At 52.2% G+C, this 25,927-nt stretch carries 22 protein-coding genes; 9 read left to right on the top strand and 13 right to left on the bottom strand.

The features are described from left to right. Positions 1-30 precede the first annotated feature (30 nt). Positions 31-1,575 carry a 2,3-bisphosphoglycerate-independent phosphoglycerate mutase gene (gene gpmM, locus J4613_RS15530; protein WP_000116579.1) on the bottom strand — a complete coding sequence of 515 codons (1,545 nt, stop codon included), beginning with the start codon at positions 1,573-1,575 and terminating at the stop codon, positions 31-33. A 247-nt stretch (positions 1,576-1,822) separates the two neighbouring features. On the opposite strand from gpmM, the gene J4613_RS15525 reads away from it, so the two are divergent. The 5 genes from J4613_RS15525 (at position 1,823) to cysE (ending at position 5,020) form a co-directional block, all read left to right on the top strand. Next, positions 1,823-2,254, top strand: coding sequence for a rhodanese-like domain-containing protein (locus J4613_RS15525; RefSeq protein ID WP_111742190.1), 432 nt, complete (start codon positions 1,823-1,825; stop codon positions 2,252-2,254). A gap of 85 nt (positions 2,255-2,339) precedes the next feature. Beyond that, positions 2,340-2,591 carry a glutaredoxin 3 gene (gene grxC / locus J4613_RS15520; protein WP_001273795.1) on the top strand — a complete coding sequence of 84 codons (252 nt, stop codon included), beginning with the start codon at positions 2,340-2,342 and terminating at the stop codon, positions 2,589-2,591. A 43-nt stretch (positions 2,592-2,634) separates the two neighbouring features. Continuing rightward, positions 2,635-3,102, top strand: coding sequence for a protein-export chaperone SecB (gene secB / locus J4613_RS15515; protein WP_000003370.1), 468 nt, complete (start codon positions 2,635-2,637; stop codon positions 3,100-3,102). Then, complete coding sequence (gene gpsA / locus J4613_RS15510; protein ID WP_001076596.1) at positions 3,102-4,121, top strand: NAD(P)H-dependent glycerol-3-phosphate dehydrogenase; 1,020 nt, start codon at positions 3,102-3,104, stop codon at positions 4,119-4,121. Before secB ends, gpsA begins: the two co-directional genes overlap by 1 nt. Positions 4,122-4,198: 77 nt before the next feature. Beyond that, a complete protein-coding gene (cysE, locus tag J4613_RS15505) occupies positions 4,199-5,020 on the top strand; it encodes a serine O-acetyltransferase (RefSeq protein ID WP_001112113.1) in 822 nt (273 codons plus the stop codon). Positions 5,021-5,102: 82 nt separating this feature from the next. On the opposite strand, the gene J4613_RS15500 is transcribed toward cysE, so the two are convergent. Both J4613_RS15500 and J4613_RS15495 read right to left on the bottom strand, forming a co-directional pair. Continuing rightward, entirely contained in the window at positions 5,103-6,413 is a 1,311-nt protein-coding gene (locus J4613_RS15500; protein WP_001092104.1) for an MFS transporter, read from the bottom strand. Between the two features lie 73 nt (positions 6,414-6,486). Then, positions 6,487-7,683: an L-talarate/galactarate dehydratase gene (locus J4613_RS15495; RefSeq protein ID WP_001218249.1), complete on the bottom strand. Its 1,197-nt coding sequence runs from the start codon at positions 7,681-7,683 to the stop codon at positions 6,487-6,489. Positions 7,684-8,001: 318 nt separating this feature from the next. Between J4613_RS15495 and J4613_RS15490 the strand changes: the two genes are divergently transcribed. Then, positions 8,002-9,006 carry a LacI family DNA-binding transcriptional regulator gene (locus J4613_RS15490; RefSeq protein WP_001537635.1) on the top strand — a complete coding sequence of 335 codons (1,005 nt, stop codon included), beginning with the start codon at positions 8,002-8,004 and terminating at the stop codon, positions 9,004-9,006. 67 nt (positions 9,007-9,073) lie between these two features. Here J4613_RS15490 and trmL read toward each other — a convergent pair whose 3' ends face one another. The 7 genes from trmL to J4613_RS15455 form a co-directional block, all read right to left on the bottom strand. Then, a complete protein-coding gene (trmL, locus tag J4613_RS15485; RefSeq protein WP_000932336.1) occupies positions 9,074-9,547 on the bottom strand; it encodes a tRNA (uridine(34)/cytosine(34)/5-carboxymethylaminomethyluridine(34)-2'-O)-methyltransferase TrmL in 474 nt (157 codons plus the stop codon). 64 nt (positions 9,548-9,611) lie between these two features. Further along, on the bottom strand, positions 9,612-10,802 hold the full coding sequence (gene lldD, locus J4613_RS15480) for an FMN-dependent L-lactate dehydrogenase LldD (protein WP_000586990.1): 1,191 nt from the start codon (positions 10,800-10,802) through the stop codon (positions 9,612-9,614). Next, positions 10,799-11,575 carry a transcriptional regulator LldR gene (lldR, locus tag J4613_RS15475; RefSeq protein WP_000636696.1) on the bottom strand — a complete coding sequence of 259 codons (777 nt, stop codon included), beginning with the start codon at positions 11,573-11,575 and terminating at the stop codon, positions 10,799-10,801. The genes lldD and lldR overlap by 4 nt, the downstream gene beginning before the upstream one ends. After that, the gene (lldP, locus tag J4613_RS15470) at positions 11,572-13,227 is read right to left on the bottom strand and encodes an L-lactate permease (protein WP_001055305.1); all 1,656 of its coding nucleotides are present in this window, start codon (positions 13,225-13,227) and stop codon (positions 11,572-11,574) included. The genes lldR and lldP overlap by 4 nt, the downstream gene beginning before the upstream one ends. Positions 13,228-13,525: 298 nt before the next feature. After that, the gene (gene sadA / locus J4613_RS15465) at positions 13,526-17,902 is read right to left on the bottom strand and encodes a trimeric autotransporter adhesin SadA (protein ID WP_111742191.1); all 4,377 of its coding nucleotides are present in this window, start codon (positions 17,900-17,902) and stop codon (positions 13,526-13,528) included. A gap of 43 nt (positions 17,903-17,945) precedes the next feature. Continuing rightward, a complete protein-coding gene (locus J4613_RS15460; protein ID WP_020838520.1) occupies positions 17,946-18,629 on the bottom strand; it encodes a DUF3251 domain-containing protein in 684 nt (227 codons plus the stop codon). A gap of 487 nt (positions 18,630-19,116) precedes the next feature. Then, positions 19,117-19,479: a YibL family ribosome-associated protein gene (locus J4613_RS15455; protein ID WP_000665687.1), complete on the bottom strand. Its 363-nt coding sequence runs from the start codon at positions 19,477-19,479 to the stop codon at positions 19,117-19,119. Positions 19,480-19,768: 289 nt separating this feature from the next. On the opposite strand from J4613_RS15455, the gene J4613_RS15450 reads away from it, so the two are divergent. Beyond that, complete coding sequence (locus J4613_RS15450) at positions 19,769-19,978, top strand: hypothetical protein (RefSeq protein ID WP_001062558.1); 210 nt, start codon at positions 19,769-19,771, stop codon at positions 19,976-19,978. 9 nt (positions 19,979-19,987) lie between these two features. Here the strand turns inward: J4613_RS15450 and mtlR are convergent, their stop codons facing one another. From mtlR to mtlA, 3 genes are all read right to left on the bottom strand, one after another. Continuing rightward, the gene (gene mtlR, locus J4613_RS15445; RefSeq protein ID WP_000193201.1) at positions 19,988-20,578 is read right to left on the bottom strand and encodes a mannitol operon repressor MtlR; all 591 of its coding nucleotides are present in this window, start codon (positions 20,576-20,578) and stop codon (positions 19,988-19,990) included. Continuing rightward, positions 20,575-21,723 (bottom strand): mannitol-1-phosphate 5-dehydrogenase, encoded by a 1,149-nt coding sequence (gene mtlD / locus J4613_RS15440; protein WP_111742192.1) that lies wholly within the window; start codon positions 21,721-21,723, stop codon positions 20,575-20,577. The genes mtlR and mtlD overlap by 4 nt, the downstream gene beginning before the upstream one ends. Positions 21,724-21,943: 220 nt before the next feature. Beyond that, on the bottom strand, positions 21,944-23,860 hold the full coding sequence (gene mtlA, locus J4613_RS15435; protein WP_000093287.1) for a PTS mannitol transporter subunit IICBA: 1,917 nt from the start codon (positions 23,858-23,860) through the stop codon (positions 21,944-21,946). A gap of 533 nt (positions 23,861-24,393) precedes the next feature. On the opposite strand from mtlA, the gene J4613_RS15430 reads away from it, so the two are divergent. Further along, the gene (locus tag J4613_RS15430) at positions 24,394-24,756 is read left to right on the top strand and encodes a DUF3302 domain-containing protein (protein WP_000479642.1); all 363 of its coding nucleotides are present in this window, start codon (positions 24,394-24,396) and stop codon (positions 24,754-24,756) included. Between the two features lie 2 nt (positions 24,757-24,758). Beyond that, the gene (locus tag J4613_RS15425; protein ID WP_000364909.1) at positions 24,759-25,895 is read left to right on the top strand and encodes an HlyD family secretion protein; all 1,137 of its coding nucleotides are present in this window, start codon (positions 24,759-24,761) and stop codon (positions 25,893-25,895) included. The last annotated feature ends 32 nt before the right edge of the window (positions 25,896-25,927 follow it).

The raw sequence follows: 25,927 nt of genomic DNA, 5'->3' as shown, positions 1-25,927 counted from the left end.
GTTAATCGCCTTTCCCCTCATGGGGAGGGATTATTCCACGATGAACAGCGGCTTACCAGTCATCTCTTGCGGGATTTCCATCCCCATCAGCGACAGCATGGTAGGCGCAATGTCTGAAAGTTTGCCGCCTTCGACCGCCTTCACGTTTTTCTCGCCGACATAAATCAGCGGCACCGGCAGGTTGGTGTGGGCGGTATGCGCCTGACCGGTCGCCGGATCGCGCATCTGCTCCGCGTTGCCGTGGTCCGCGGTAATCAACAGTTGTCCACCAACGGACTCAACCGCTTTTGTTACCTGTTCAATGCAGTTATCCAACGCTTCCACCGCTTTGATGGCGGCTTCCATCACGCCGGTATGACCGACCATATCGCCGTTTGGATAGTTACAAATGATGGTGTCGTACTTACCGCTTTCGATCGCCGCGACCAATTTTTCAGTCAATTCTGCAGAGCTCATTTCCGGTTGCAGGTCATAAGTGGCCACTTTCGGGGAGTTGATCAGAATGCGCTCTTCGCCAGCAAACGGTTCTTCTACGCCGCCGTTAAAGAAAAAGGTTACGTGCGCATATTTTTCCGTTTCGGAAATACGCAGCTGAGTTTTGTCGTTTTTCGCCATCCATTCGCCAAAGGTATTCACCAGCGACGCTGGTGGGTAGGCAACGGCAGTTTTGATGTCGGCAGCGTATTCGGTCAGCATCACGAAGTTCAGATTAACCACTTTCTTACGCGCAAAGCCGTCGAAATCAGCGTTAACGAAAGCGCGGGTAATTTCGCGCGCGCGGTCAGCGCGGAAGTTCATGAAAATCAGCGTGTCGCCGTCTTCCATCGCCGCATCAGCCTGGCCCTCGGCGCGGATAACGGTCGCTTTGACAAACTCATCGTTTTCATCACGAGCGTAAGCGGCCTGCAGGCCAGCCACAGCGGTATCTGCCTGGAATTCGCCCTGCGCCAGGGTCATCAGATCATACGCTTTTTCCACGCGATCCCAACGGTTGTCGCGGTCCATAGCGTAGTAACGACCGACGATAGACGCCACGCGGCCTTTGCCCAGCGCGGCGAATTTGTCTTCGAATTTTTTCAGCGAGGCTTCAGCGCTGCGCGGCGGCGTGTCGCGACCGTCGAGGAAGGCGTGCAGATAGATTTTTTCTGCGCCTCGCTCTGCGGCCAGTTCCACCATCGCCATAATGTGATCTTCGTGGCTGTGGACGCCGCCCGCGGACAGCAGACCCATAATATGAACCGCTTTACCGGCGTTTTTCGCCTGGTCTACCGCATTGGTCAGGACTGGGTTAGCAAAGAAAGTACGCTCTTTAATTTCAACGTCCAGACGCGTCAGGTCCTGATAAACGATGCGACCTGCACCCAGGTTAACGTGGCCCACTTCGGAGTTGCCCATCTGGCGGTCAGGCAGACCCACTTCCAGACCGGATGCGTCGATCAGGGTATGCGGACGTTTTGCCCACAGAGCATCCATCACCGGGGTTTTGGCGTTTAAGATAGCGTTATCCTGCTGTTCTTCACGGTAGCCGTAGCCATCCAGAATCACCAGTACCATAGGTTTTTTAGAAACCGACATTGCGACAACCTCATACTCAATAGACAAAATAATTGCGTAATTTTACTACAGCTGAATCGATAAAATAGCCTCAGAAGATCAAAGAAAGGGATCGCGCTGGCGTGAGAAGGCAAGTAATAGCGTGATTTTTTTTCGTAGCGCCCCGCAAAAATGCATTCCAGTGCACGCTCTGGCTGTATTTGCGCCACTGCGCAGGTATACTCCTTTCCTGGTTTTTTAATCACTACGTCGGGAGTTGTTACCCCCCATGCAAGAAATTATGCAATTTGTTGGCCGTCATCCCATACTGAGTATCGCCTGGATTGCGTTACTGGTGGCGGTTTTATTTACCACGTTCAAAGGTCTGACTTCAAAAGTTAAGGTGATTACACGCGGCGAAGCCACGCGCCTTATCAACAAAGAGGACGCCGTTGTTGTGGATTTACGTCAACGTGACGATTTCTGTAAAGGCCATATCGCTGGCGCGACCAATTTGCTGCCGAGCGAAATCAAAGCCAACAATGTTGGCGAACTGGAAAAGCACAAAGACAAGCCGATTATCGTGGTCGACGGTTCAGGTATGCAGTGCCAGGAATCCGCTAACGCGCTGACAAAAGCCGGCTTTGAAAAGGTCTTTGTGTTGAAAGAAGGCGTAGCAGGCTGGAGCGGCGAGAATCTGCCTCTGGTGCGCGGTAAGTGATTACCCGTCGTTTTCATGACGCAAGGGGAATGACTTGCCCTTGCGTCGACATGAAATCCATCGGGTAAAAAACAGGAGCGAAGTCATGGCCAATATTGAAATCTACACCAAAGCAACCTGTCCGTTTTGCCATCGTGCAAAGGCGCTGTTAAACAGCAAGGGCGTGAGTTTCCAGGAAATTGCGATTGACGGCGACGCCGTGAAGCGTGAAGAGATGATCAAACGTAGTGGCCGAACGACGGTTCCGCAAATTTTTATTGATGCACAGCACATTGGCGGTTGTGACGACTTGTATGCGCTGGATGCGCGTGGTGGACTGGATCCGCTGTTGCGTTAAGGCGTACTCAAGTATTTAAGGACAACACTAAAGGGTTTTACACATGTCAGAACAAAATAACACTGAAATGGCTTTCCAGATCCAACGTATCTATACCAAGGATGTTTCTTTCGAAGCGCCAAACGCACCGCATGTTTTCCAGAAAGATTGGCAGCCAGAGGTTAAACTGGATCTTGATACGGCATCTTCCCAACTGGCGGATGACGTTTATGAAGTTGTGCTGCGTGTTACCGTAACGGCTTCCCTGGGGGAAGAAACCGCGTTCCTGTGCGAAGTTCAGCAGGCCGGTATTTTCTCCATCAGCGGTATTGAAGGTACTCAGATGGCGCATTGCCTGGGCGCATACTGCCCGAACATTCTGTTCCCGTATGCTCGCGAGTGCATCACCAGCCTGGTTTCACGCGGTACGTTCCCGCAACTGAACCTTGCGCCGGTCAATTTTGATGCGCTGTTCATGAACTATTTGCAGCAGCAGGCTGGCGAAGGTACTGAAGAACATCAGGATGCCTGATGAACCAAAGTAATGCGTCAATGACAGTCATCGGTGCCGGCTCGTACGGCACCGCTCTCGCCATCACTCTGGCGAGAAACGGCCACCAGGTTGTCCTGTGGGGCCACGACCCAAAACATATCGCGACCCTGGAGCACGATCGCTGCAACGTCGCGTTCCTTCCCGATGTGCCTTTTCCCGATACGTTACACCTGGAAAGCGACTTAGCAACCGCGCTGGCGGCCAGTCGTAACATTCTGGTGGTGGTGCCAAGCCATGTTTTCAGCGACGTGCTGCGGCAGATTAAACCGCTGATGCGTCCGGATGCGCGTCTGGTATGGGCGACCAAAGGCCTGGAAGCGGAAACGGGGCGCCTGTTGCAGGATGTCGCTCGCGAGGCGTTAGGCGATCAAATCCCGCTGGCGGTGATTTCCGGTCCGACGTTCGCTAAAGAGCTGGCGGCGGGTTTGCCGACGGCAATCTCGCTGGCCTCAACCGATGAGACCTTTGCCGACGATCTCCAGCAACTGTTGCACTGCGGAAAAAGTTTTCGCGTCTATATCAATGCGGATTTTATCGGCGTGCAGCTTGGCGGCGCGGTGAAAAACGTGATTGCGATTGGCGCGGGGATGTCTGACGGCATCGGCTTCGGCGCGAACGCCCGCACGGCGCTAATCACGCGTGGACTGACCGAAATGTCGCGGCTTGGCGCAGCGCTTGGCGCCGATCCCGCCACCTTTATGGGGATGGCGGGTTTAGGCGATCTGGTGCTGACCTGTACCGACAACCAGTCGCGCAACCGTCGTTTTGGCATGATGCTTGGCCAGGGCATGGACGTTAAAGGCGCGCAGGATAAGATTGGCCAGGTGGTCGAAGGCTATCGCAATACGAAAGAAGTTCGTGAATTGGCGCACCGTTTTGGTGTTGAAATGCCAATAACCGAGGAAATTTATCAAGTATTGTATTGCGGAAAAAACGCGCGCGAGGCAGCATTAACGTTATTAGGTCGCGCCCGCAAGGAAGAGCTGAGTCGCCACTAGCCGTAAGGAACTGTTTGCATAAACGACCCAACCCGCACAGAACGGGTTGGTCGTTTTCTGCCCGTCTGGAGTAAGCCATGCCGTGTGAAGAACTGGAAATCGTCTGGAAGAATATTAAAGCTGAAGCCCGCGCTTTAGCTGACTGTGAGCCTATGTTGGCCAGTTTTTATCACGCCACGCTACTCAAGCATGAAAATCTGGGCAGTGCGCTGAGCTATATGCTGGCAAATAAACTGGCTTCGCCCATCATGCCCGCTATCGCTATCCGTGAAGTAGTTGAAGAAGCCTATGCCGCCGACCCGGAAATGATCGCGTCGGCAGCCTGCGATATTCAGGCCGTGCGCACTCGCGATCCGGCGGTGGATAAATACTCCACGCCGCTGTTATATCTGAAAGGCTTTCATGCGCTACAGGCCTACCGCATTGGTCACTGGTTGTGGAATAAAGGTCGCCGCGCGCTGGCTATCTTCCTGCAAAATCAGGTTTCGGTCTCGTTTCAGGTGGATATTCACCCGGCAGCGAAAATTGGCCGTGGGATTATGCTCGACCATGCCACCGGTATTGTGGTGGGGGAGACGGCGGTTATTGAGGATGATGTGTCGATCCTGCAATCCGTCACCCTGGGCGGTACCGGGAAAACGAGCGGCGATCGTCATCCTAAAATCCGCGAAGGCGTGATGATTGGCGCGGGCGCGAAAATTCTCGGCAATATCGAGGTGGGGCGCGGCGCGAAAATTGGCGCAGGCTCCGTCGTTTTACAGCCTGTCCCGCCGCACACTACCGCCGCAGGCGTTCCGGCGCGTATTGTCGGCAAGCCGGGCAGCGATAAGCCGTCGATGGATATGGACCAGCATTTCAACGGGATACACCATACGTTTGAGTATGGCGACGGCATCTGAATTGCGCGGTACAACTAAAAAACGCTGTTCCGATGGAGTGCAATCCCGGAACAGCGGAGCGAAGAATTCGCAATGTGGACAATCAGGCTGCGGATGATGTCAGCGTGATACGATCCAGCGGGCCGACGATAAACAGATATGAAATGAGACCAATAAGTCCCATCGAGCCAACGTATAAAATGGCAAAGTCGAACGACTGAGTATTGGCAAGAATCACGCCGATGACCAGCGGCGTAACGATGCTTGCCATATTGCCGCACATGTTAAATACGCCGCCGGCAATACCCAGAACTTCCTTCGGCGAGGTGTCGCTGAGTACGCACCAGCCCAGGTTACCAAACCCTTTGGCAAAAAAGGCCAGACTCATCGCCGCAATGACCACAAATTCTGAAGAGGTGTAGTTGGCGATCACAATTACGCAAGAGAGCAACATACCGCAGATAACAGGCAGTTTCCGCGCGACGGTAAGGCTATAGCCGCGTTTGAGTAGCCAGTCGGAGAACACGCCGCCGAGCAGGCCGCCAATAAAACCGGCAATGGCTGGAATACTGGCCACAAAACCGACTTTCAGAATCGACATGCCTTTCGCCTGGTACAGGTAGGTCGGGAACCAGGTCAGGAAGAACCAGGTGATAGAGGTGACGCAGAATTGCCCGATGTAAACACCGATCATCATCCGGTTAACACAGACGGTTTTAATCTGCGCGAACGTTATTTTCTGCGGCTCCTTTTTACAGCCCAGAGAGGGCTCGCCACCACCGCTACGAATATAGTCAATTTCCGCTTGATTAACTTTTGGGTGGTGCATCGGATCTTTGACTTTCATTAACCAGAATATACCGAGCATCACGCCAATAGCGCCAATATAATAGAAGACAAAATGCCAGCTTAAATTATGCAGAATGATCGTCATTAGCGGGGTGATAATGCCCAGCGAGATATATTGCGCAGCCTGATAAACTGAAGTAACGAAACCTCGTTCATTATTGGGAAACCATTGTACGCTTAAACGACTGTTCGCCGGAAAGGCAGGCGCTTCAATCGCGCCCATCAGCAGACGTAGAATAACCAGTACAATTAATGGGCTGCCATACAGATAGATCGTTCCCTGAAACATGGTTACTAACGACCAGCCAATCAATGCGCAACCGTAAACCAGTCGTGAACCGTAGCGGTCTAATAGCCAACCGCCGGGTAGTTGCATAATGACATAGGCAATACCAAATGAGGAGAAGGCCAGGCCCATCGCTTCCGGATCAAAACCTAATTCTTTACTCATTATTGGGGCAACTACGGATAGAGTTGCGCGATCCGCATAATTAAATACGGTAGCAAGAAATAAAAATATAAGAATGGTATGACGCACTTTTGTGCGCTTTATTATTGTGTTCATTATCTACTCCTCAGATAAGGGCAGAATGCATCCTGTAAGGTAAGAGAGGCGGGACGGATTCCCGCCAGTCGGGTTAAGGGCGTTTGCCAAATTCACATGTTAATTGTGTCCAGCGGCGCGCTTGTTCACTGAGCGTGAAACCCAGACCATGACGATCGGAAATCCACATGCGGCCATCGCGCAGCTCAAGTTGCTCGTTGAATAATGGGTTCAGCCACTCGAAATGTTCCAGCCACGGCTCCAGGGGATACGCTGCGGAAAGGTGCAGGTGTACTTCCATCGCAAAGTGCGGCGCCAGCTTACGCCCGTGTTTCGCCGCCAGATCCATAATCTTCAGGAACGGAGAGATACCGCCGACACGCGGCGCATCTGGCTGAACGAAATCGCTGGCATTGCCCAGAATCAACTGCTCGTGTTCCCGGAAACTGGTCAGCATTTCCCCGGTGGCGATAGGCGTATCCAGCGCGGCAGCAAGCTGGGCGTGGCCTTCGATGTCGTAAGCATCTAATGGTTCTTCAATCCAGATAAGGTTGAACTGTTCCATTTTACGCCCCATGCGGATAGCCGTTTCGCGATCCCACTGCTGGTTAGCGTCAACCATTAACGGGAACTCATCCCCAAGCGCTTCACGTACTGCGGTTAAGCGGCGAATATCCTCAGCGCAGTTGGGTTGTCCGACTTTCAACTTAATACCGCCAATGCCATTTTCGCGGGAAATCACCACATTTTTCAGCACTTGATCGAGCGGTGTATGCAAGAACCCCCCTGAGGTGTTGTAACACTGAACGGAGTCGCGGTGCGCGCCCAACAGTTTTGCCAGTGGCAGACCGGCACGTTTAGCCTTCATATCCCATAAGGCGATATCGATAGGGGAGATAGCCTGTACCGCCATCCCGCTACGCCCCACCGAGGCTCCGGCCCACAGCAGCTTGGTGTATATTTTGTCGATATCATTGGGGTCTTCGCCCAGTAGATTGTCGGCTATCTCTTTGGCGTGAGCATAAATACCCTGGCCGCCAGCACGTTTGGAGTAGCTAAAACCAACGCCTTCAAAGCCATCGCGACTGCGGATTTCGGCAATGATGATTGCCACTTCGGTCAAAGGTTTCTGGCGACCGGTCAGTACCTTCGCGTCACTCACTGGCGTCGCCAGCGGTAGAAAAGCCAGTGATAGCTTCACCCATTCGATACGATCGCCGGTTTCTGCCGCAGTTCTGGTATTCGCCGCTTTTGCATACGTTACGGCGTCGGAATTCGCGCTTAAAGCCATTTTTTTTCTCCTGATAATCACAAAATGATTGCGCTAACATTTTTATTATTAAGCGAACACAGGATCCAGAAAGTTGATGTTGATTTGAACATTTGATCACATATGTCGTATAAAAAGCAGGATTTATTGCAAAATGGATCACGATCCAAAAATATCTGGGGAAATGCATAATACAAAATGATGGCGCTATCATTTTGTAATGACTGAGCTTGATAAGCTACTGTATTTACGGCCTTTCCTGATGCGAAGCTGGCAATAGCCGCAGGCATGATGAATAATGCGCGGATAAATCAGCCAATCTTTGCAGGGGCATCAGACGTGAAGAGAACCAAATCACCTCGTGCGCCGACGCTGGAAGATGTAGCACGTAGCGCCGGGCTGTCTCCGATGACAGTCAGCCGGGCATTGAATTCGCCACAACTGGTTCGCCCCAAAACGGTTGAGAAAGTCATGCAGGCGGTTCGCGTCACAGGCTACATACCCAACGCGTTAGCCGGTGGTCTGGCGTCGCGACGGAGTAAATTAATCGCTGTCGTCGTGCCGCAAATTAACAACAACATGTTTGTCGATACCATCCAGTCGCTGAGCGATGAACTGGCCCGACGCGGATATCACATATTGCTGTGCGTGGCGGGATATACCGAACAAACGGAAGCGGAATTGGTGGCGACACTGCTTTCCCGCCGCCCCGATGGCGTGGTGCTTACCGGGATCCATCACACGATAGAACTGAAAAAGGTCATCCTGAACGCGGCTATTCCGGTGGTGGAAATTTGGGACTTAACGCCCACGCCGCTTGATATGCTGGTCGGTTTTTCCCATGAAAAAGTCGGGCAGGCGACGGGGGAGTATCTTCTGAGTAAGGGCTATCGTCGTCCCGGCTTGTTGTGGACCGCCGATCGCCGAGCCGCGCAACGTAAGCAGGGGTTATGTAGTGTTCTTCAACGCCACGCTATTCATGCCGTACCGCAGGTGGATGTCCCCCTTCCGGCATCGCTTTCGCTGGGGCGTAGCGGTTTAAGCCAGCTTTTTGACGAAGGGACGTTTGATGTCATTGTTTGCAGTTCTGATACCCTGGCACAGGGGGCGATGATGGAGGCGGAAAGCCGTGGTTTGCGCATCCCGCATGATTTAGCGGTTATTGGTTTTGGCGATCTTGATTTTGCCGCCAGCAATCGACCGTCAATTACTACCGTAAGCGTTGACAGACGCGCCATTGGCCAGCGCGCCGCTACGCTGTTGGCCGATCGTATTGAACAGAAACCGTGCGCAGAAGCTATTGTGGATATTGGCTTTCATTTGATTGAGCGAGAGTCCGCATAAACGGGAACATGCCATCGGGATCGGCCAGGCCGGATCAGGCGTCAGCTGCCATCCGGCATTGAATATATTACGACCGTAATACCGCGCCGGAGTATCCTAACTGGCGCCACGCTTCATACACCACCACCGACACCGCATTCGACAGGTTCATGCTACGGCTATCCGGCATCATCGGAATGCGAATCTTCTGCTCTTTAGGCAACGCATCAAGAATGCTGGCGGGCAGGCCGCGCGTTTCCGGGCCAAACATCAAATAATCGCCATCCTGATAGCTTACGGCGCTATGGGCGGGCGTGCCCTTTGTCGTCAATGCAAACAGGCGCTGCGGGTTTTCGGCGGCGACAAAGGCGGCATAATCGTGATGGCGCTGAACCGCGGCGAATTCGTGATAGTCCAGCCCTGCGCGGCGTAAGCGCTTATCATCCCAGGTAAACCCCATCGGTTCGATGATGTGCAGACGAAAGCCGGTATTGGCGCAAAGACGAATGATGTTGCCGGTATTCGGCGGGATTTCTGGTTCGAAGAGTACGATGTTAAGCATGATGCCCCCTTAAATGCGGGGGGCAGAATAGCAGAAATTTACCGGGCTCTCACGCGCCAGACGTTCAGGCGGCATCGCCTTTGCTCATTGGCGCCAGCGCGGTGGGCAAACTTTTCCCCAGTTCCTGCACCAGTGAATCGCCACTGATTTCGCTAATAGATTTCGCGCCGGTCAGGGTCATGGCGACTTTCATCTCTTTCTCGATCAGGTCCAGCAGGTTGGCGACCCCCGCTTTTCCTGCCGTCGCCAGCGCGTAGAGATAGGCCCGACCCAGCAGTACGGTATCGGCCCCCAACGCAATCATACGCACGACATCCAGCCCGTTACGAATCCCGCTATCCGCCAGAATGGCGATATCGCCTTTCACCGCATCGGCAATGGCGGGCAGGGCGCGGGCGGAAGAGAGCACACCATCGAGCTGGCGGCCGCCGTGATTCGACACCACGATACCGTCAGCGCCGAAACGTACCGCATCGCGGGCATCTTCTGGATCGAGGATCCCTTTGATCACCATTGGGCCGTCCCAGAATTCGCGTATCCACTCCAGATCTTTCCAGGAGATGGACGGATCGAAGTTATTTGCCAGCCAGCCGATATAGTCCTCAAGGCCAGTCGGTTTACCCAGATAGGCGGAAATATTGCCTAAATCATGCGGGCGACCGTTCAGGCCAACATCCCACGCCCATTTAGGGTGCATCACCGCCTGCCAGTAACGGCGCATGGCGGCGTTTGGGCCGCTCATCCCGGAGTGGGCGTCACGGTAGCGCGCGCCCGGCGTTGGCATATCCACGGTAAAGACCAGCGTGGAGCAGCCCGCCGCTTTCGCACGTTCAAGCGCGTTGCGCATAAAGCCCCGGTCACGCAGCACATAAAGCTGGAACCACATCGGGCGCTTAATGGTTGGTGCAACTTCTTCTATCGGACAGACGGAGACGGTGGAAAGGGTGAACGGAATGCCCTTTGCGTCTGCGGCGGCGGCGGCCTGTACTTCGCCGCGACGGGCGTACATGCCGCACAGGCCTACCGGCGCTAATGCCACCGGCATCGACAACGTTTCGTTAAACAGGGTCGTTTCCAGGCTTAAATCGGACATATTTTTCAGCACGCGCTGGCGCAGAGCGACTTGCGACAGGTCTTCCACATTTCGGCGCAGGGTATATTCCGCATACGCGCCGCCGTCGATGTAGTGGAAGAGGAAAGGAGGCAACGTGCGCTGAGCTGCGGCACGATAATCGCTGGCTGCTGAAATAATCATGATTTATTCTCCCTGGTCATCTCATTATGGTCGCCGGGCAGGCGGGTAATACGCGCCTGGCGGGCCTGGTCTTCATCAAATCGTTTAATCGTGGTGTGGACAAAACTGAGGTGCGCCATCATCGCTTTACGCGCGCCCTCGGCGTTACCGTCCAGAATGGCGTCCATCACTGCCTGGTGTTGTTCCGTCAGCTTTGAGAATACGGGCGGAACGAGATACATACGCTGGCGACTCTGTTTGACGGAGGATTGCAGGACGTCGAAGAAACCGCGCATGGTTTGCAACAGCACCACATTGTGCGAGGCTTCCGCGATCGCCAGATGAAAGCGCACGTCGGCCTGGGAGGCGAGATCCGGGTCTTCGCTGAGCGTCGCATCAAAGCAGAGTCTGATTTTCTCTTTGTCGGCAGCGGTGGCACGCATGGCGGCGTGCCAGGCCGTACTGGCTTCAATGGCGTGGCGGGCTTCCAGAATGTCGAAACTGTAGTCCGGATCGTTCGCCATCAGCATTTTCAGCGGTTGCACGATATTCTGTTCAGACCAGGTTTCGTGCTGCCAGCGGACAAATGTCCCGCCGCCGCGACGACTCACCAGCACGCCTTCACTGACCAGCTTCGCCAGCGCTTCGCGTAAAGAGTTGCGTGATACGCCAAGCTGTAGAGCCAACTGGCGCTCGGCGGGCAATTTCATGCCCGCTTCCAGGTTTTGTTCTTCAATCAGCGCCCGCACGCGAGAGGCAATCTCGTCTGACAGGCGTTTTGGCATCACAATCACGGAATCATCCAGGTTAAAACATAGGCCTGAAGCGTAGTGATCACGCCCACCATACAGGTGAAGATCAGGCTGTGTTTGACGGTAAAACGGAACAGATCGGACTCTTTCCCTACCAGTCCCACCGCCGCGCAGGCGATGGCGATAGACTGCGGCGAGATCATCTTCCCGGTTACGCCTCCAGTGGTGTTCGCCGCCACCATCAGCACATCAGAGACGCCGATTTGCTGCGCCGCGGTAGCCTGTAGAGAGGCAAACAGCGCGTTAGATGAGGTGTCGGACCCGGTCAGGAAGACACCCAGCCAGCCGAGGAACGGCGAGAAGAACGTGAAGGCGCTGCCGGTGTGCGCCAGCGCTAACGCCAGCGTGGAGGAAAGCCCGGAATAGTTCGAGATAAACGCGAACGCCAGCACCATGCCGATGGAGTAAATCGGCAACGCCAGCTCTTTCAGCGTGCTGCCAAAGGTCTGGATTGCGGCTGAGGGCTTCATTTTCAGCCAGACGATAGACAACAGCGCGGCAAACAGGATTGCAGTGCCGGTGGCGGAGAACCAGTCAAATTTATACACCGCCGCGTAAGCGGTCGCTTCGTGTACGACCGGCGGCATACGGGCGACCAGTTTGTCGAGATACGGTACCGGAACGTTAATTACCCAGTCATACAGCGCGCCGCCGGGGGCAAACAACGCTTTAAACGGCGGTACGCTCCAGAGAGTGACCGTGGCGGTCAGGAACAGAAACGGCGACCAGGCGCGAACAATTTGCCCTGTCGTATAGCGGGTGCGGGCCAGCGTCTGATCGACCTGCGACGCGCCCATATCGCCGAAGCGGAAGATGCGTACCGGCTGCCAGCGTTTGAGGAACAGCGTCAGACACACCAGAGACACCAGTGAAGAGATAATGTCCGGCAGTTCCGGCCCGATAAAGTTGGAGCTGAGATACTGGGCGATAGCAAACGAGCCGCCAGCGACCATCACCGCAGGCCAGGTTTCTTTCACGCCGCGCCAGCCGTCCATAATCGCCATAATCCAGAACAGGACGATAATGGTCAGGAACGGTAGCTGACGACCGACCATCTGACCGATTTCAAAGCTGTCCAGGCCCGTGACCTGTCCGGCAACCAGAATCGGGATCCCCATCGCGCCAAAGGCGACAGGCGCGGTGTTTACAATCAGGCACAGCCCTGCCGCATACAGCGGATTAAAGCCCAGACCCACCAGCAGCGCGGCGGTTATCGCCACCGGCGCGCCGAAACCCGCCGCGCCTTCAAGGAACGCGCCGAAGCAGAAGCCGACAATCAGCATTTGCAGACGTTGATCGGGGGTAATCGACAGAATTGACGAGCGAATAATGTCAAACTGCCCGGTCTTGACCGAAATTTTATAGACGAAGACCGCGGCGATGATTATCCAGGCAATCGGCCATAGCCCGTAGAAGAAGCCATACACGACCGATGCCAGCGCGTGATCGACCGGCATTTTATAGAACAGCAGCGCAACGGCGAGCGCGATAACCACCGTCCACGAAGCGGCAACGTAGCCTTTCAGCTTGAGTTTAATCAGGGCGAAAAAGAAGAACAGGATTGGGAGCGATGCGATCAGGCTGGAAAGCCAGATATTACCCGCCGGGTCATAGTTTTGTTGCCAGAGGTTCATTGCAGGTCTCCTGAGAACCACACGCATAATGGGATGAATCTTTGCTCATCTCGTTGAAGTCACATTATGTGTAAAAGTGGTCCTGCCAATATTGTTGTGTATGGATAATGACAACAAATAGTTAACCAGATGTTATTTATTGGCAACGGTATTGTAGAGTTAATTCAGTGAAATGTGAGTAGGCTGTGGTAACGGGCTAAAATTGGTAGGGCCAATTGAGGGGGGAGGACAGCAAAGGGAAGTGAAAAGGCAATGGCATTATGCCATTGCCTTTGATGTCGGGAGTGTTGTTACTTCATTACCACTGGAAGCCCGCGCCAATGGCCGCAGAGTAATCGCCCTGGCTGTTGCTGGTTCCTTGCAATTTATACACCCAGCCCCCGCTTTCACTTACCATGGAGACACCAATGGCGACGGCACTTTCACCATTAAACGTACCGCCAGCAATCGAGGTCATGTTGGCGCCCGGGGCGTAGGCTTGTGGCAGACCGGCCATCGCCATCGCTGAAGCGATACCGCCGCTCATCTTGTTTTCTACCCCTTTGATTTTGCTGTTCATTTCACCCATTTTCTGGTCGGTATAGGTGTTTGCTTCTTCGACGCTGCGTTTCAATTGCGCATAGTTAACCGCATCCGTATCATTCACCGCCGCTGAAACATTGCCGATCCGAGTGGTGCCGCCACTCCCGTCTCCCAGGTTGAGCACGCTATAGTTAACCGAGCCATCTGCATTGGTTTCATAACGCACGGAGCCTGCTTCTGAGGCTTTCAGTTGCGCCACATTAACCGCGTCAGTGTTGTTCACCCCTGCGGCAACGTTGGTAATACGGCGTTGTTGAGTAGAAGAGCCGACAGACACAGTATTAGCTTCATCTGCGACGGAATTTGTGCCTAACGCCACGCTGTTTTCAGCGGCAGCAATAGAGCCAGAGCCAATCGCGACGCTGTCCGCACCCTGGGCATTTGCATCTGCGCCATCGGTGTTGGTCTTGAAGTACTTGGTGCTACCGGTAGTGACGATATCGCCAATGCCGTTTTCGATATTGGTGACGCGGGTATCCAGATTCGATACCTGAGTATTCAGGTTAGTAATGCTCTGGGTATTCCTGGAAACCTGCGCGTCCGTTACTTTCAATTGACCAACGTTAACGGCATCGGTATCTGCCGAACCCGCCGCGACGTTAGTGATCTGACGTTGACCGTCTTCACTGCCGACAGAGAACTCACCGACAGAGTTCTGCGGTGTGTCCATGTTGTAGGCGGTGTAGTCAGTCTGTGCGCCGCGAGTGGTCTGAGAACCATTACCCATTGCAATACTGTTTGCATGGTTGGCGCGTGCGTTAGAACCGATAGCAATCCCGTTGATGGCATCAGCCATCACCAGTGTATTCAGACCAATACCAATACCTGCATCAGCATTGACGATGGTCTTCGCACCCATTGCCAGTGAGTCAGTTCCGACAGCCAGTGAATCTTCTTCCGTTGAGTTTGCGTGGTAGTACTTGGTCGGTGTAGTAGTGACCGCACCAATGGCATTTTGTAACTGACGAACTGTTACCGCATCTTGCGCTTCAGAGCCGTCAGCAACGTTGGTAATTTGACGATAGCTTTCTCCATCCGTCCCCAATGACAACGCGCCCAGCAACTTTCTGTCTGTTGTATTGTAGCCAATGACAACGCCATCGCTTGTTGCGCTCGTTTCTCGTATACCGGTTGTAATAGCGCGGTTAGAGGTGGAGCCACTGCCCAAAGCGATACTGCCCTCAATGCTGCTGCTGCTGTTTTGGCCAAGAGCCAGACTGCCAGCGCCAGAGGCGACGGCGTCGTAACCTACTGCCGTTGCGCCGTTACCCGTTGCGTATGCATCCTGGCCTTCAAGCCCGTTATCATTCGTACGGATGTATTTCACGCCGGTACCATTTTCCGTGATATAGGTTTCGCTGGTATCGCCGGCTAGTTGGCTAATAGATTCATTATACTGAGAAATCAGCATGTTAGTTTCATAGAGCTGAGAGCCATTAACGGCGTCAGTACTGTCACTGGCGATTTCACCTGCTGCTACATTGGTTATCTTATTGGTACCGCTGGTACCGTGGCTGGCGCTGAACGCGCCTTCTTCGTCATCCCAGCTCAGTGCATCGGTACCAAGATTAGTGATGGACGTATTGATATCCGCGATAGCAGAAGTGTTTTGATCCACCTTCTGGTTGGTTTCATACAACTGTGAGCCGTTTACCGCGTCTGTACTGTCCTCAGAAAGCGCCCCGGCGGCGACATTGGTTATTTTACTGGTGCTTCCACCGTGGTTTGCGCTGAAAGCGCCGATGTCTTCGTCCCATAACAGAGCGTTATCAGTGAGGCCGGTAATGGACGTATTAATGTCGGAGACAGAAGTATTCAGGTTCTCAATCGCGGTGCTGTTCTGAGTGATGTTAGTGGTATTGGCGGCGATATCGGTCGTGTTCTGATCCACTTTTTCATTGGTTTCGAACAACTGCGATCCGTTAACGGCGTCGGTACTTTCTTCAGACAGCTCTCCGGCAGCAACGTTGGTGATTTTGTTTGTCGTACTACTTCCGTGGCTGGCAGAGAACGAACTCGTTGTCTCATTCCAGCTCAGGTTGTCAGAGCTAAGATTGGTGATGGACGTATTAATATCTGCGATAGCAGAGGTGTTTTGATCCACCTTCTGGTTGGTTTCATACAACTGAGAGCCGTTCACCGCGTCTGTACTGTCTTCAGAAAGGTCCCCGGCGGCGACATTGATGATTTTACTGGCGCTTCCGTTGCGGCTAGCGCTGAATGCGCCAGAGGCTGCATCCCATAGCAGGGCATCGTCAGTGAGCGTGGTGACGGAATTGCTCAGGTTGTTGATGCTGGTGGTGTTGGTGGCAATATCAGTGGTGTTCTGATTGATGCTGTTGGTATTGGTGGTGATATCAGCGGTGTTCTGAGACACATTTTCGTTGGTGGCAAACAACTGGGAGCCGTTAACCGCATCGGTGCTGTCCGCGGCCAGGGTGCCCGCCGCCAGATTGGTGATCTTGCTGGCGCTTCCGCTACGGCTGGCGCTGAATGTGCCAGAAGCTGCATCCCATAACAGGGCATCATCGGTGAGCGTGGTGATGGAATCGCTCAGGTTGTTGATATTGGTGGTGTTGGTGGCAATATCAGTGGTGTTCTGATTGATACTGTTGGTATTGGTGGTGATATCAGCGGTGTTCTGATCCACTTTCTCATTTGTATCAAACAACTGAGAGCCGTTAACGGCGTCGGTGCTGTCAGCGGCCAGGGTACCCGCCGCCAGATTGGTGATTTTGCTGTCGCTTCCGTTGTGCTTAGCGCTGAATGCGCCAGAGGCTGCATCCCAAAGCAGTGCATCATCGGTGAGCGTGGTGACGGAATCGCTCAGGCTGTTGATATTGGTGGTGTTGGTGGCGATATCAGTGGTGTTCTGATTGATGCTGGTGGTGTTGGCAGCGATATCAGTGGTGTTCTGATTGATGCTGTCGGTATTGGCGGTGATATCAGCGGTGTTCTGGTTAATGCTGTCGGTATTGGCGGTGATATCAGCAGTGTTCTGATCCACTTTCTCGTTCGTATCAAACAACTGGGAGCCGTTAACGGCGTCGGTGCTGTCTGCGGCCAGGGTGCCTGCCGCCAGATTGGTGATTTTGCTGGCGTTTCCCGTGTGGCTAGCGCTAAAGGCGCTGGTGCTGTCATCCCACAACAGCGCGTCTTCGGCTAATCCTGCGACAGAGGCCTCTGTGTTAGTGATAGAAGTGTTAAGTGCGCTTAATGCACTGCCTACGTTATTGTAGATGCCTGTGCCTACCTCGTAGAGGGGCGCATTCACTGTACCATCAGAATTAACGGAAGCCCCTCCGCCGAGTCGATCGGCGACGGATTGACTTAAAGAATAAATTTGCGCACCTGTAACGGCATCGGTACTGGTGGAATTGATGTCGCCTTTAGCAACGTAGGTGATCTGCCGCTGAGTGGTGCTGTTACCCACGGCGACGGAATTGTCTTCCTGGGCGATAGAGCCCGAGCCAAGGGCAACTGAGTTGGTGCCTACCGCTTTTGCGCCATTACCAAAAGCAGCGCTGTCGTCGCCGCTCGCAGTAGCTTGATAACCTAATGCAGAGGAAGTTGCTCCGCTCGCGACAGATCTATAACCTAATGCAACCGATTTTGCGCCGCTCGAATTGGCATACACACCCATTGCCATTGAATAACTTCCACTGGCAGAGGATGAGGCGCCCATCGCAATGGCCCGGTCACCGGCAGAAACCGATTTTACGCCAAGCGCTAACGAAGAGTCGCCGGTGGACTGGCTGTATGAACCAATGGCGGTACTCCATTTCCCCATTGCGGAGGCATGATAACCCATTGCGGCGCTTGCGCCATCAACGTTGGTGTAAGTATTGGCTGTGGCATCAGTACCAATTGCAATCCACCCGCTTCCCGTTGTGCCTGATACTGTAACACCGCTGCCGGTATCGTTCCCAGCGTTGGCCAGCGCATCTGCGGCCATAATACTGCTAAGACCGATGAGTGCGGAAACCGCCAGCTTTCTGCGGCCGTTTTTCTTGCCGCGGCTTTTTGCGGTTTCGCTGGTGACAATAAATGTTCCCGTAGCGGCATTCCAGAGGACTTTAAATATTCTGTTCATGAATAAGTGCTTTCCTTTTCTAAAATAGTTGTATCAATGGCTATTATTTTTTTGGCTTCTTTTTCGTATCATTAATAGGTTGTATGCTGTCGAATATGACATTCTCCATGTCAATACCTATTTTTAGATACTTAAGATTATTGGGCGATACGCCTTTTAATGTTAGCGTGACGTTTGTCCATGCTCCCGGTAAGAGTTCGATTGTCGAATCCATTTTCGTGTTGAGCAGGAGTTGTTTCCAGCGAGGCAGATCTTTTGCCTCGGAAGGTTTTTTCGTACCCCATGTCATATTAAACGCAAGGTTTGATACGGGAATGCTGAGTAAGTTAACTAAATCAAGATGAATAACACTTCCATTATCTATTGGCTCAATAGATAGAATACGCCCGGCTAATCCGATATTGCCGTTGTTAATAATAAAATAGTGCGTTTGTGATGGGTCCAGTTCTGTATAGTCGAATAGCCGTTGTTTGCGTTCAACGCGGCCAACGACTTCGGCGATCTTTTGAGTAGTGTTGATAACCGTAGTTTGTTGTTTTTCTAGCAAATTTATCTTTACTTCTTGTTCTTTTTGTTGTTTTTCTAACAGGTTTATCTTTGCTTCTTGTTCTTTTTGTTGTTTTTTCAGTTCTTCAACAAGGTGCTTATCTGCGAAGTAATCACAACCAGACAAAAAAAATGTGAATCCCAAAGCAAGCAGGGGGATAAATTTTCCATTTTTGAACATATAAAATATCCTTGTTAATAATTTATATAATATAAATAGTTAACCTATTATTTATACAGCTAACTCATCATTTTGCGAGCATTGCCAATAGCCATTAACGTATGGTTATAATGAAAACATTCATTGCTTCTATAGGAGTGTGCAAATACCCGACGTTGTTTATCAATTACTCATAACAATGCTTTATAAAAATATAATTATAATATTTATGTATGAGCATTTTTTTTCATGGATGATAATGTTATTTAATTTCGCGGGTCAATTATATTCTGCGGGTTATGAGAAAAGAGGATGAAAAAATTCATTGTATAAATACAAACAGGCACGATAGTGGAATTTTTTATCCTGAAAAAGCAGGGATTGCCGTTAAAAATGAACTTGTATATAAACGATGTAAATACTTCTATGAAAAATTCGGAATATAGCCCGATGCATTCAAGACACCCTCCGTACAACGGGTGTCTTGAGAGCCTGGGATGCGGAAGGTTTAGAACTCGCTCTTCGCGAAACCTGTCATCTCTTTGAGCCCCATTTCCCGGCCCAGCGCCGTCATCGGGTGCACTACGATCAGGCCACGCACGCTTTTCTTCAACTTGCCCATGTCGGCCTGCTCTTTTTTAGTGATCGCGCGGCGAAACGGCAGGTTCATCAGCTTCTGCGCTTCTTTACTCAGTTTCTGGCTGTGTACTTCGCGCAGACGGATAATTTCTGCTTCCAGCGTCTCTTTTTCTTTTTCCAGCTCCGCGTATTTATCGGCGGATTCAACCAGAGAGAGACCTGCCTGCTGGTGGCGAATAGCGTCAAGACGATCGCTCAGGCGTTTAATTTCGTTTTTTTCGACTTCTTTCATGGGATAGCTTCTGATAGAAATGGGATAGATATCCTATAGTATGCGCGCAGTGAGTGATTCTTCACAACTCATGACGTAAAGATAATCAATTACGGCAAGTATTACATCGCTAATTATTTATTTATCTCATTGATAATAAAATATTTTTTTCGAAAGAAAAGATGAAGCGCCTTTTTGCCGACAAGAAAAGCGATTAAGCACATTTTCCTCAATGACAACGCTAAATTGATCCTAAACTCAAATAAGCGACCGCGGGAGTCAGACGCGGGTCCCACATGGAGGATCTATCATGGCAAAAATAGGTGAGAACGTACCACTTCTTATTGATAAAGCCGTCGATTTTATGGCGTCCAGCCAGGCGTTCCGTGAATACCTGAATAAAACGCCGCCGCGTGATTATGTTCCTTCCGAGGTGCCGTCGGAGAGCGCGCCTATTTATTTGCAGCGTCTGGAATATTACCGGCGGCTGTACCGACCAAAAGAAGAAGAAAGGGGTTAACGGCGGGATTTACTTTTGAAAGGCCTTTTTTAAGCTGATTTTAGAAATCAGCTCGGTCAGGGAGAGGACCATCGTCGAACGCACCGCCTGCTGGTAGCGCTGAATTTGCATGGCGTATAGCGCCGCGTCGGACGTATCAAAATGCGGCGGCGGCGGTAGCGCCATGACGCAGTGCAGTTCGCCAAACGGCCCGAGGATTTCATCGTCGGTAAAGGCGTACTCATTGCCGTCGTGATTCAGCTCTTCGCGCAGCGCCATTAACAGCTCCGCATCTTCATATTCGGTGCGGCTGAGTACGCCAAGGCCATAGATAAGTTTCAGACGTACCGAAAGATCGCCCAGCGGCCCGTCGCCGTCCAGCAACGGTTCCACAGCGTATTTCACGGCATAGTCGTCTTTGCGAAACACCTGGAGCACCAGAATATTCACCGCCTCGGTCAGTAACTCGACGGCGGTAATCAGGAAGCTCCGTACGGTTTTGCCAGCATTCAGACGCTCAAGCACACGATTTTCAAAGGCCTGGGTTTGTTCCATTATTGCCTGCATATCTGACAATCTGTTATTTGGGCGCAGGCTAACCTGCGCCGGGTTCTGCGTCATTTGGTCGCGTTATATGCGTTAACCGCCTCCGCCACCACATCGCTATTGGCATCCAGCCCGGAAATTTGCGCCAGCGCGGCCTGCGGGCCTTTTTCGGTAATCAGCGCCGCCAACTCTTGCGCCTGCGGATCTTCATCGCTACGGAAATGCATCGCCGCCGCGATCCCTTTGACCAGATTCACATGCGGCAGACCATATTCCAGGGTGCCAAGCAGCGGTTTGATCAGACGGTCGCCCGCGCTGAGTTTGCGTAGCGGCTGACGGCCTACGCGTTCGACGTCATCTTTCAGATACGGGTTTTCAAAACGACCGAGGATTTTCTGAATGTATGCCGCATGTTTGTCGGCATCAAAACCGTAGCGTTTGATCAGCACCGCGCCGCTTTCTTCCATCGCGCCTTTCACCACTGCGCGGATTTTCTCGTCGAGAATCGCATCGCGAATAGTTTGATGACCCGCCAGTTTTCCGAGGTACGCGGTTATAGCATGACCCGTGTTCAGCGTGAAGAGTTTACGTTCGACAAATGCCATCAGGTTGTCGGTTAACTCCATGCCAGGGATGTTTGGCAGTGTGCCTTTGAACTGAGTTTTATCAACAATCCACTCGCTGAAGGTTTCTACCGTCACTTCCAGCGGATCGTTGGTCGCAGAAGCAGATGGCGGCACAATACGGTCAACGGCGGAATCGACAAAGCCAACGTGCTGTTCAACCCAGGCTTTATCGCCATCCGCCAGCGCGTTCATCACATGACCTTTGAGCTGCGTGGTGCCGCGCACCATATTTTCGCAGGCGATGATATTCAGCGGGGCATCCACGCCCTGCGCCTTACGTTTTGTCAGCCCTTTAGCGATAGCAGGAGCGATACGCTCAAGCACCACCGGGCCCACGGCAGTGGTGATTAAATCAACGTGGGCAATCAGGTCGACAACATCATCGCCGATGCTGCTGACAGCGTTGACGCCGGAAACGGTATCCACCTGCTCATTTTCACCCACAACATGAACCTGATAGCTATGACGGGCATTCAGGGCATCGAGTACGACCTGGTTTACATCCGCAAACGTCAGTTGTATCCCCGCGTCAGCCAGCAGTTTGCCGATAAAGCCACGACCGATATTACCTGCGCCAAAATGTAATGCTTTCATAGTATTAACCTTCATTAATGTTTTTACCCGAGAGGGCTGGGGTGAGGCTTTTCCCTCAACCTAACCCTCTCCACAAGGGAGAGGATATCGCCTTCATATTTCGAACTGCAGATGCGTTGGCTCTCCTCGCTCACCCCAGTCACGTACTTATGTACGCTCCTGGGGATTCACTGCGTTGCCGCCTTCCTGCAGCTCGAACTATTTTGGGGATGCTTAACTGTTAAGCTTTTTTACCTGCCAGCAGTTCCAGAACTTCATCCACGCTGGTGGTGTGCGCCAGACGTTCGATCACGGATTCATCATCCAGCGCGTTGGTCAGGCTGGTAATCACTTGAATGTGCTCATTATTACGTGCGGCGATGCCGATGACCAGACGGGCAATATCGTCTTCTTCTTCACCGAAGCGTACGCCTTCCGGATACTGGCAGAACACCACGCCGGTTTTCAGCACGCGATCTTTAGCTTCCACCGTACCGTGCGGTACTGCGATGGATTCACCGAGGTAAGTCGGCGTCAGCTTTTCGCGGTCCAGCATCGCTTCGACATATTCCGGCTCAACATAGCCGCCTTTCACCAGTTGTTCACCGGCAAAGCGAATCGCCTCTTCTTTGTTAGCGGCTTTACGGCCCAGGAAGATATTCTCCGCACCCAGTTTGAACAGGTTGTTATCACCCTCCTCAAAGCTGTCTTTCAGATGGTCGCGTACTTTCTCTTCATTAGTATTGTGGCGCTGTGCGGCAACCAGACGTTCGGTCAGGCTGGTGTACAGGCCGCTATCCAGGAAGTTGGTCAGCGAAATATGCTGCGCCTGCGGTACCTGACGCATCGCACGTTCGGTCAGGTCGCGGTGAGTAATGACCAGATCCACATCCGGCGGTAGATTGTTAATGGCGCTGTTGGTGACGGAGATCTGGCTCAGGCCCGCATCCTGTACTTTCTTACGCAGTACCCCTGCGCCCATCGCGCTGGAACCCATACCGGCATCGCAAGCCACGATGATTTTACGCACATGGCTCAGGTCGTTGGTGACATCTCCAGCCGCCAGCGGAGAGGCGCCTTTAGATTCCGCTTTCATGTCATGCATACGACGGGTGGCCGCTTCAATGTCATCTTCTTCTTTCACTTTGCTGGTTTTCAGCAGAATTGCAGAAACCACGAAGGAGACCGCCATTGCCGCCACGATGGCAGCGATGTTAGCGAAGTAAGCGCCTTTTGGCGTCATCGCCAGTACCGCCAGAATCGAGCCAGGAGAAGCCGGAGAAACCAGACCGCCGTTCAGGATGGTCAGGGTGAATACGCCAGTCATACCGCCAAGGATAACGGCCAGGATCAGACGTGGGTTCATCAGCACGTACGGGAAGTAAATTTCGTGGATACCGCCCAGGAAGTGGATAATCGCCGCGCCGCCCGCAGACTGTTTAGCGCTGCCGCGACCGAAGAACATGTACGCCAGCAGGACGCCCATCCCCGGACCCGGGTTAGCTTCAATCAGGAAGAAGATGGATTTACCCATCTCATGGGACTGCTGGATACCCAGCGGTGAGAAGATGCCGTGGTTAATCGCGTTATTGAGGAACAGGATTTTCGCCGGTTCAACAAAAATGGACGCCAGCGGCAGCATATCGTGCGCCACCATGAAGTTAACGCCCGCCGCCAGAATTTTGGACAGGACTTCAACCGCCGGACCAATACCGAGGAACGCCAGGATGGCGAGGATCATACCGATGATGCCAGCGGAGAAGTTGTTCACCAGCATCTCAAAACCGGATTTGATCTTACCGTCTACCCAACTGTCGAATTTCTTAATGCAGTAGCCGCCTAATGGACCGGCGATCATCGAGCCGAGGAACATCGGCATATCCGCGCCGACAATAACGCCCATGGTAGTGATAGCGCCCACTACGCCGCCGCGTTCGCCGCCAACCAGACGACCGCCGGTATAACCGATGAGCAGCGGCAGCAGGTAGGTGATCATCGGACCAACCAGTTTCGCCAGCGTTTCGTTAGGCAACCACCCTGTTGGAATAAATAATGCGGTGATAATACCCCACGCGATAAACGCGCCGATATTAGGCATCACCATATTGCTGAGGAATCGACCAAAGCTTTGCACTTTGATCTTAATATCGGATGACATAAAAACACCCCTTCTTATGTTGCTGTCGCGCAGGCTGAAAGCCCGAGGTTTGTTAATGTAGCGGCAGAGGTAGCCGGACCCTGTAGTGTAGATACTGCGCAATCTGGCACTGAATCGTTCAACTGTCCAGTCGACGGTCTTTTATGTGATATTCGTCACGTAAATATAGGGTGTATGGCGTTAGTTAATGTGATTTTAATCACAAAATAACGGTACAAAAAAACATCACAGTGCAATAATTCGCTGCAAATGAGGATTAAATGTGAACTGATTCACATTTTTGGTTTTGCTGTTTGTTGAATTTTTGTGATGTGGATCGCAAATTATTTTCATCTGGATTTGAGCAGATGTGATCTGCGGCAGGTTCTACCCCCGACATTTTTTATTGCAAAACAAAGCAACTTCTCACCAGAAAAAATATTTATTTTGTGGTATGGCGAAAACCCCAAACTGCAGTTATGTTCAAAACATCAGCCAGGGTGCATACGGCTGCCGGCATAAAAAACTCTAATTAGCGTGAATTCGAGGCAGGCATGTTTCTAAATTATTTCGCGTTGGGCGTGCTGATCTTCGTTTTTCTGGTTCTGTTTTACGGAATCATCGCCATTCACGATATTCCCTATAACATGGCTAAAAAACGTAACCATCCCCATGCCGATGCCATCCATACTGCGGGATGGGTGAGCCTGTTCACTCTTCATGTTATTTGGCCGTTCCTGTGGATCTGGGCCACGCTCTACCAGCCTGAAAAGGGATGGGGAATGCAGTCACACATCACACCGACCGGAAAGGAGTCAGACCCTGAGATTGCCGCGCTGGCAGCGCGAATCACCCAGTTGGAAAAAAGACTGGATGGGGAGAAAAAAAACGATAACTCCACCTTTCCGGAGATTTAATCATGGATTTGTTGATAGTCCTGACCTATGTGGCCTTTGCCTGGGCCATTTTTAAAATATTCCGTATTCCGGTAAACCAATGGACGCTTGCTACCGCTGCATTAGGTGGGGTGTTCATTGTTGCGGGATTGATTTTATTAATGAACTATAACCACCCGTATACTTTTACGGCGCAAAAAGCGGTTATTTCAATTCCGGTCACTCCGCAAGTCACAGGAATTGTTAGTGAGGTAACAGATAAAAATAATCAGCTAATTAAAAAAGGTGATGTGCTGTTTAAGCTCGATCCGGTACGGTATCAGGCGCGTGTCGACAGGCTGCAGGCTGATCTGGTTACCGCTACGCACAACATCGACAACCTGAAAGCACAGTTGTCGGAAGCGGTCGCCAATACCACCCGTGTATCTGCTGAACGTGACCGTCTGTATAAAGATTATCAACGCTATTTGAAAGGCAGTCAGGCGAAAGTTAACCCGTTCTCTGAAAGCGATATCGATAATGCTCGGCAAAACTATCTGGCACAGGATGCGCTGGTCAAAGGCTCGGTTGCAGAACAGACGCAGATTCAGAGCCAATTAGACAGTATGGTCAACGGTGAGCAATCTCAGGTTGCGTCCCTACGTGCCCAGCTTGCCGAGGCTAAATACAATCTTGAACAGACGGTAGTTCGTGCCCCCAGCAACGGTTATGCCACGCAGATTTTAATTCGTCCGGGGACTTACGCAGCAGCATTACCTTTGCGTCCGGTAATGGTGTTTATTCCTGAACAAAAACGGCAAATCGTGGCGCAATTCCGCCAGAACTCGCTGCTGCGCCTTAAACCAGGCGATGAAGCGGAAGTGGTGTTTAACGCGCTGCCTGGTCAGATTTTCACCGGCAAGCTGACCAGTATTCTTCCTGTCGTTCCGGGTGGTTCTTATCAGGCGCAGGGCGCATTACAGTCCTTAACGGTGGTGCCGGGTACCGATGGCGTGCTGGCCACGATTGAGCTGGATCCGAATGCCGATGTGGATGCGCTGCCGGACGGTATCTATGCCCAGGTCGCAGTCTATTCCGACCATTTCGCCCACGTGTCGGTAATGCGTAAAGTACTGCTGCGCATGACCAGTTGGATGCATTACCTTTATTTGGATCATTGAGACCGTCATCACCTGCCATTTTCAGTGACCTG

The organism is Salmonella sp. 32020114201800008SM, from assembly GCF_017572025.1.
In the GTDB taxonomy this organism is placed as follows: domain Bacteria; phylum Pseudomonadota; class Gammaproteobacteria; order Enterobacterales; family Enterobacteriaceae; genus Salmonella; species Salmonella enterica.
Note: the sequence above shows the minus strand (reverse complement) of the source record. Positions and strands in the feature narration are given on the sequence as shown.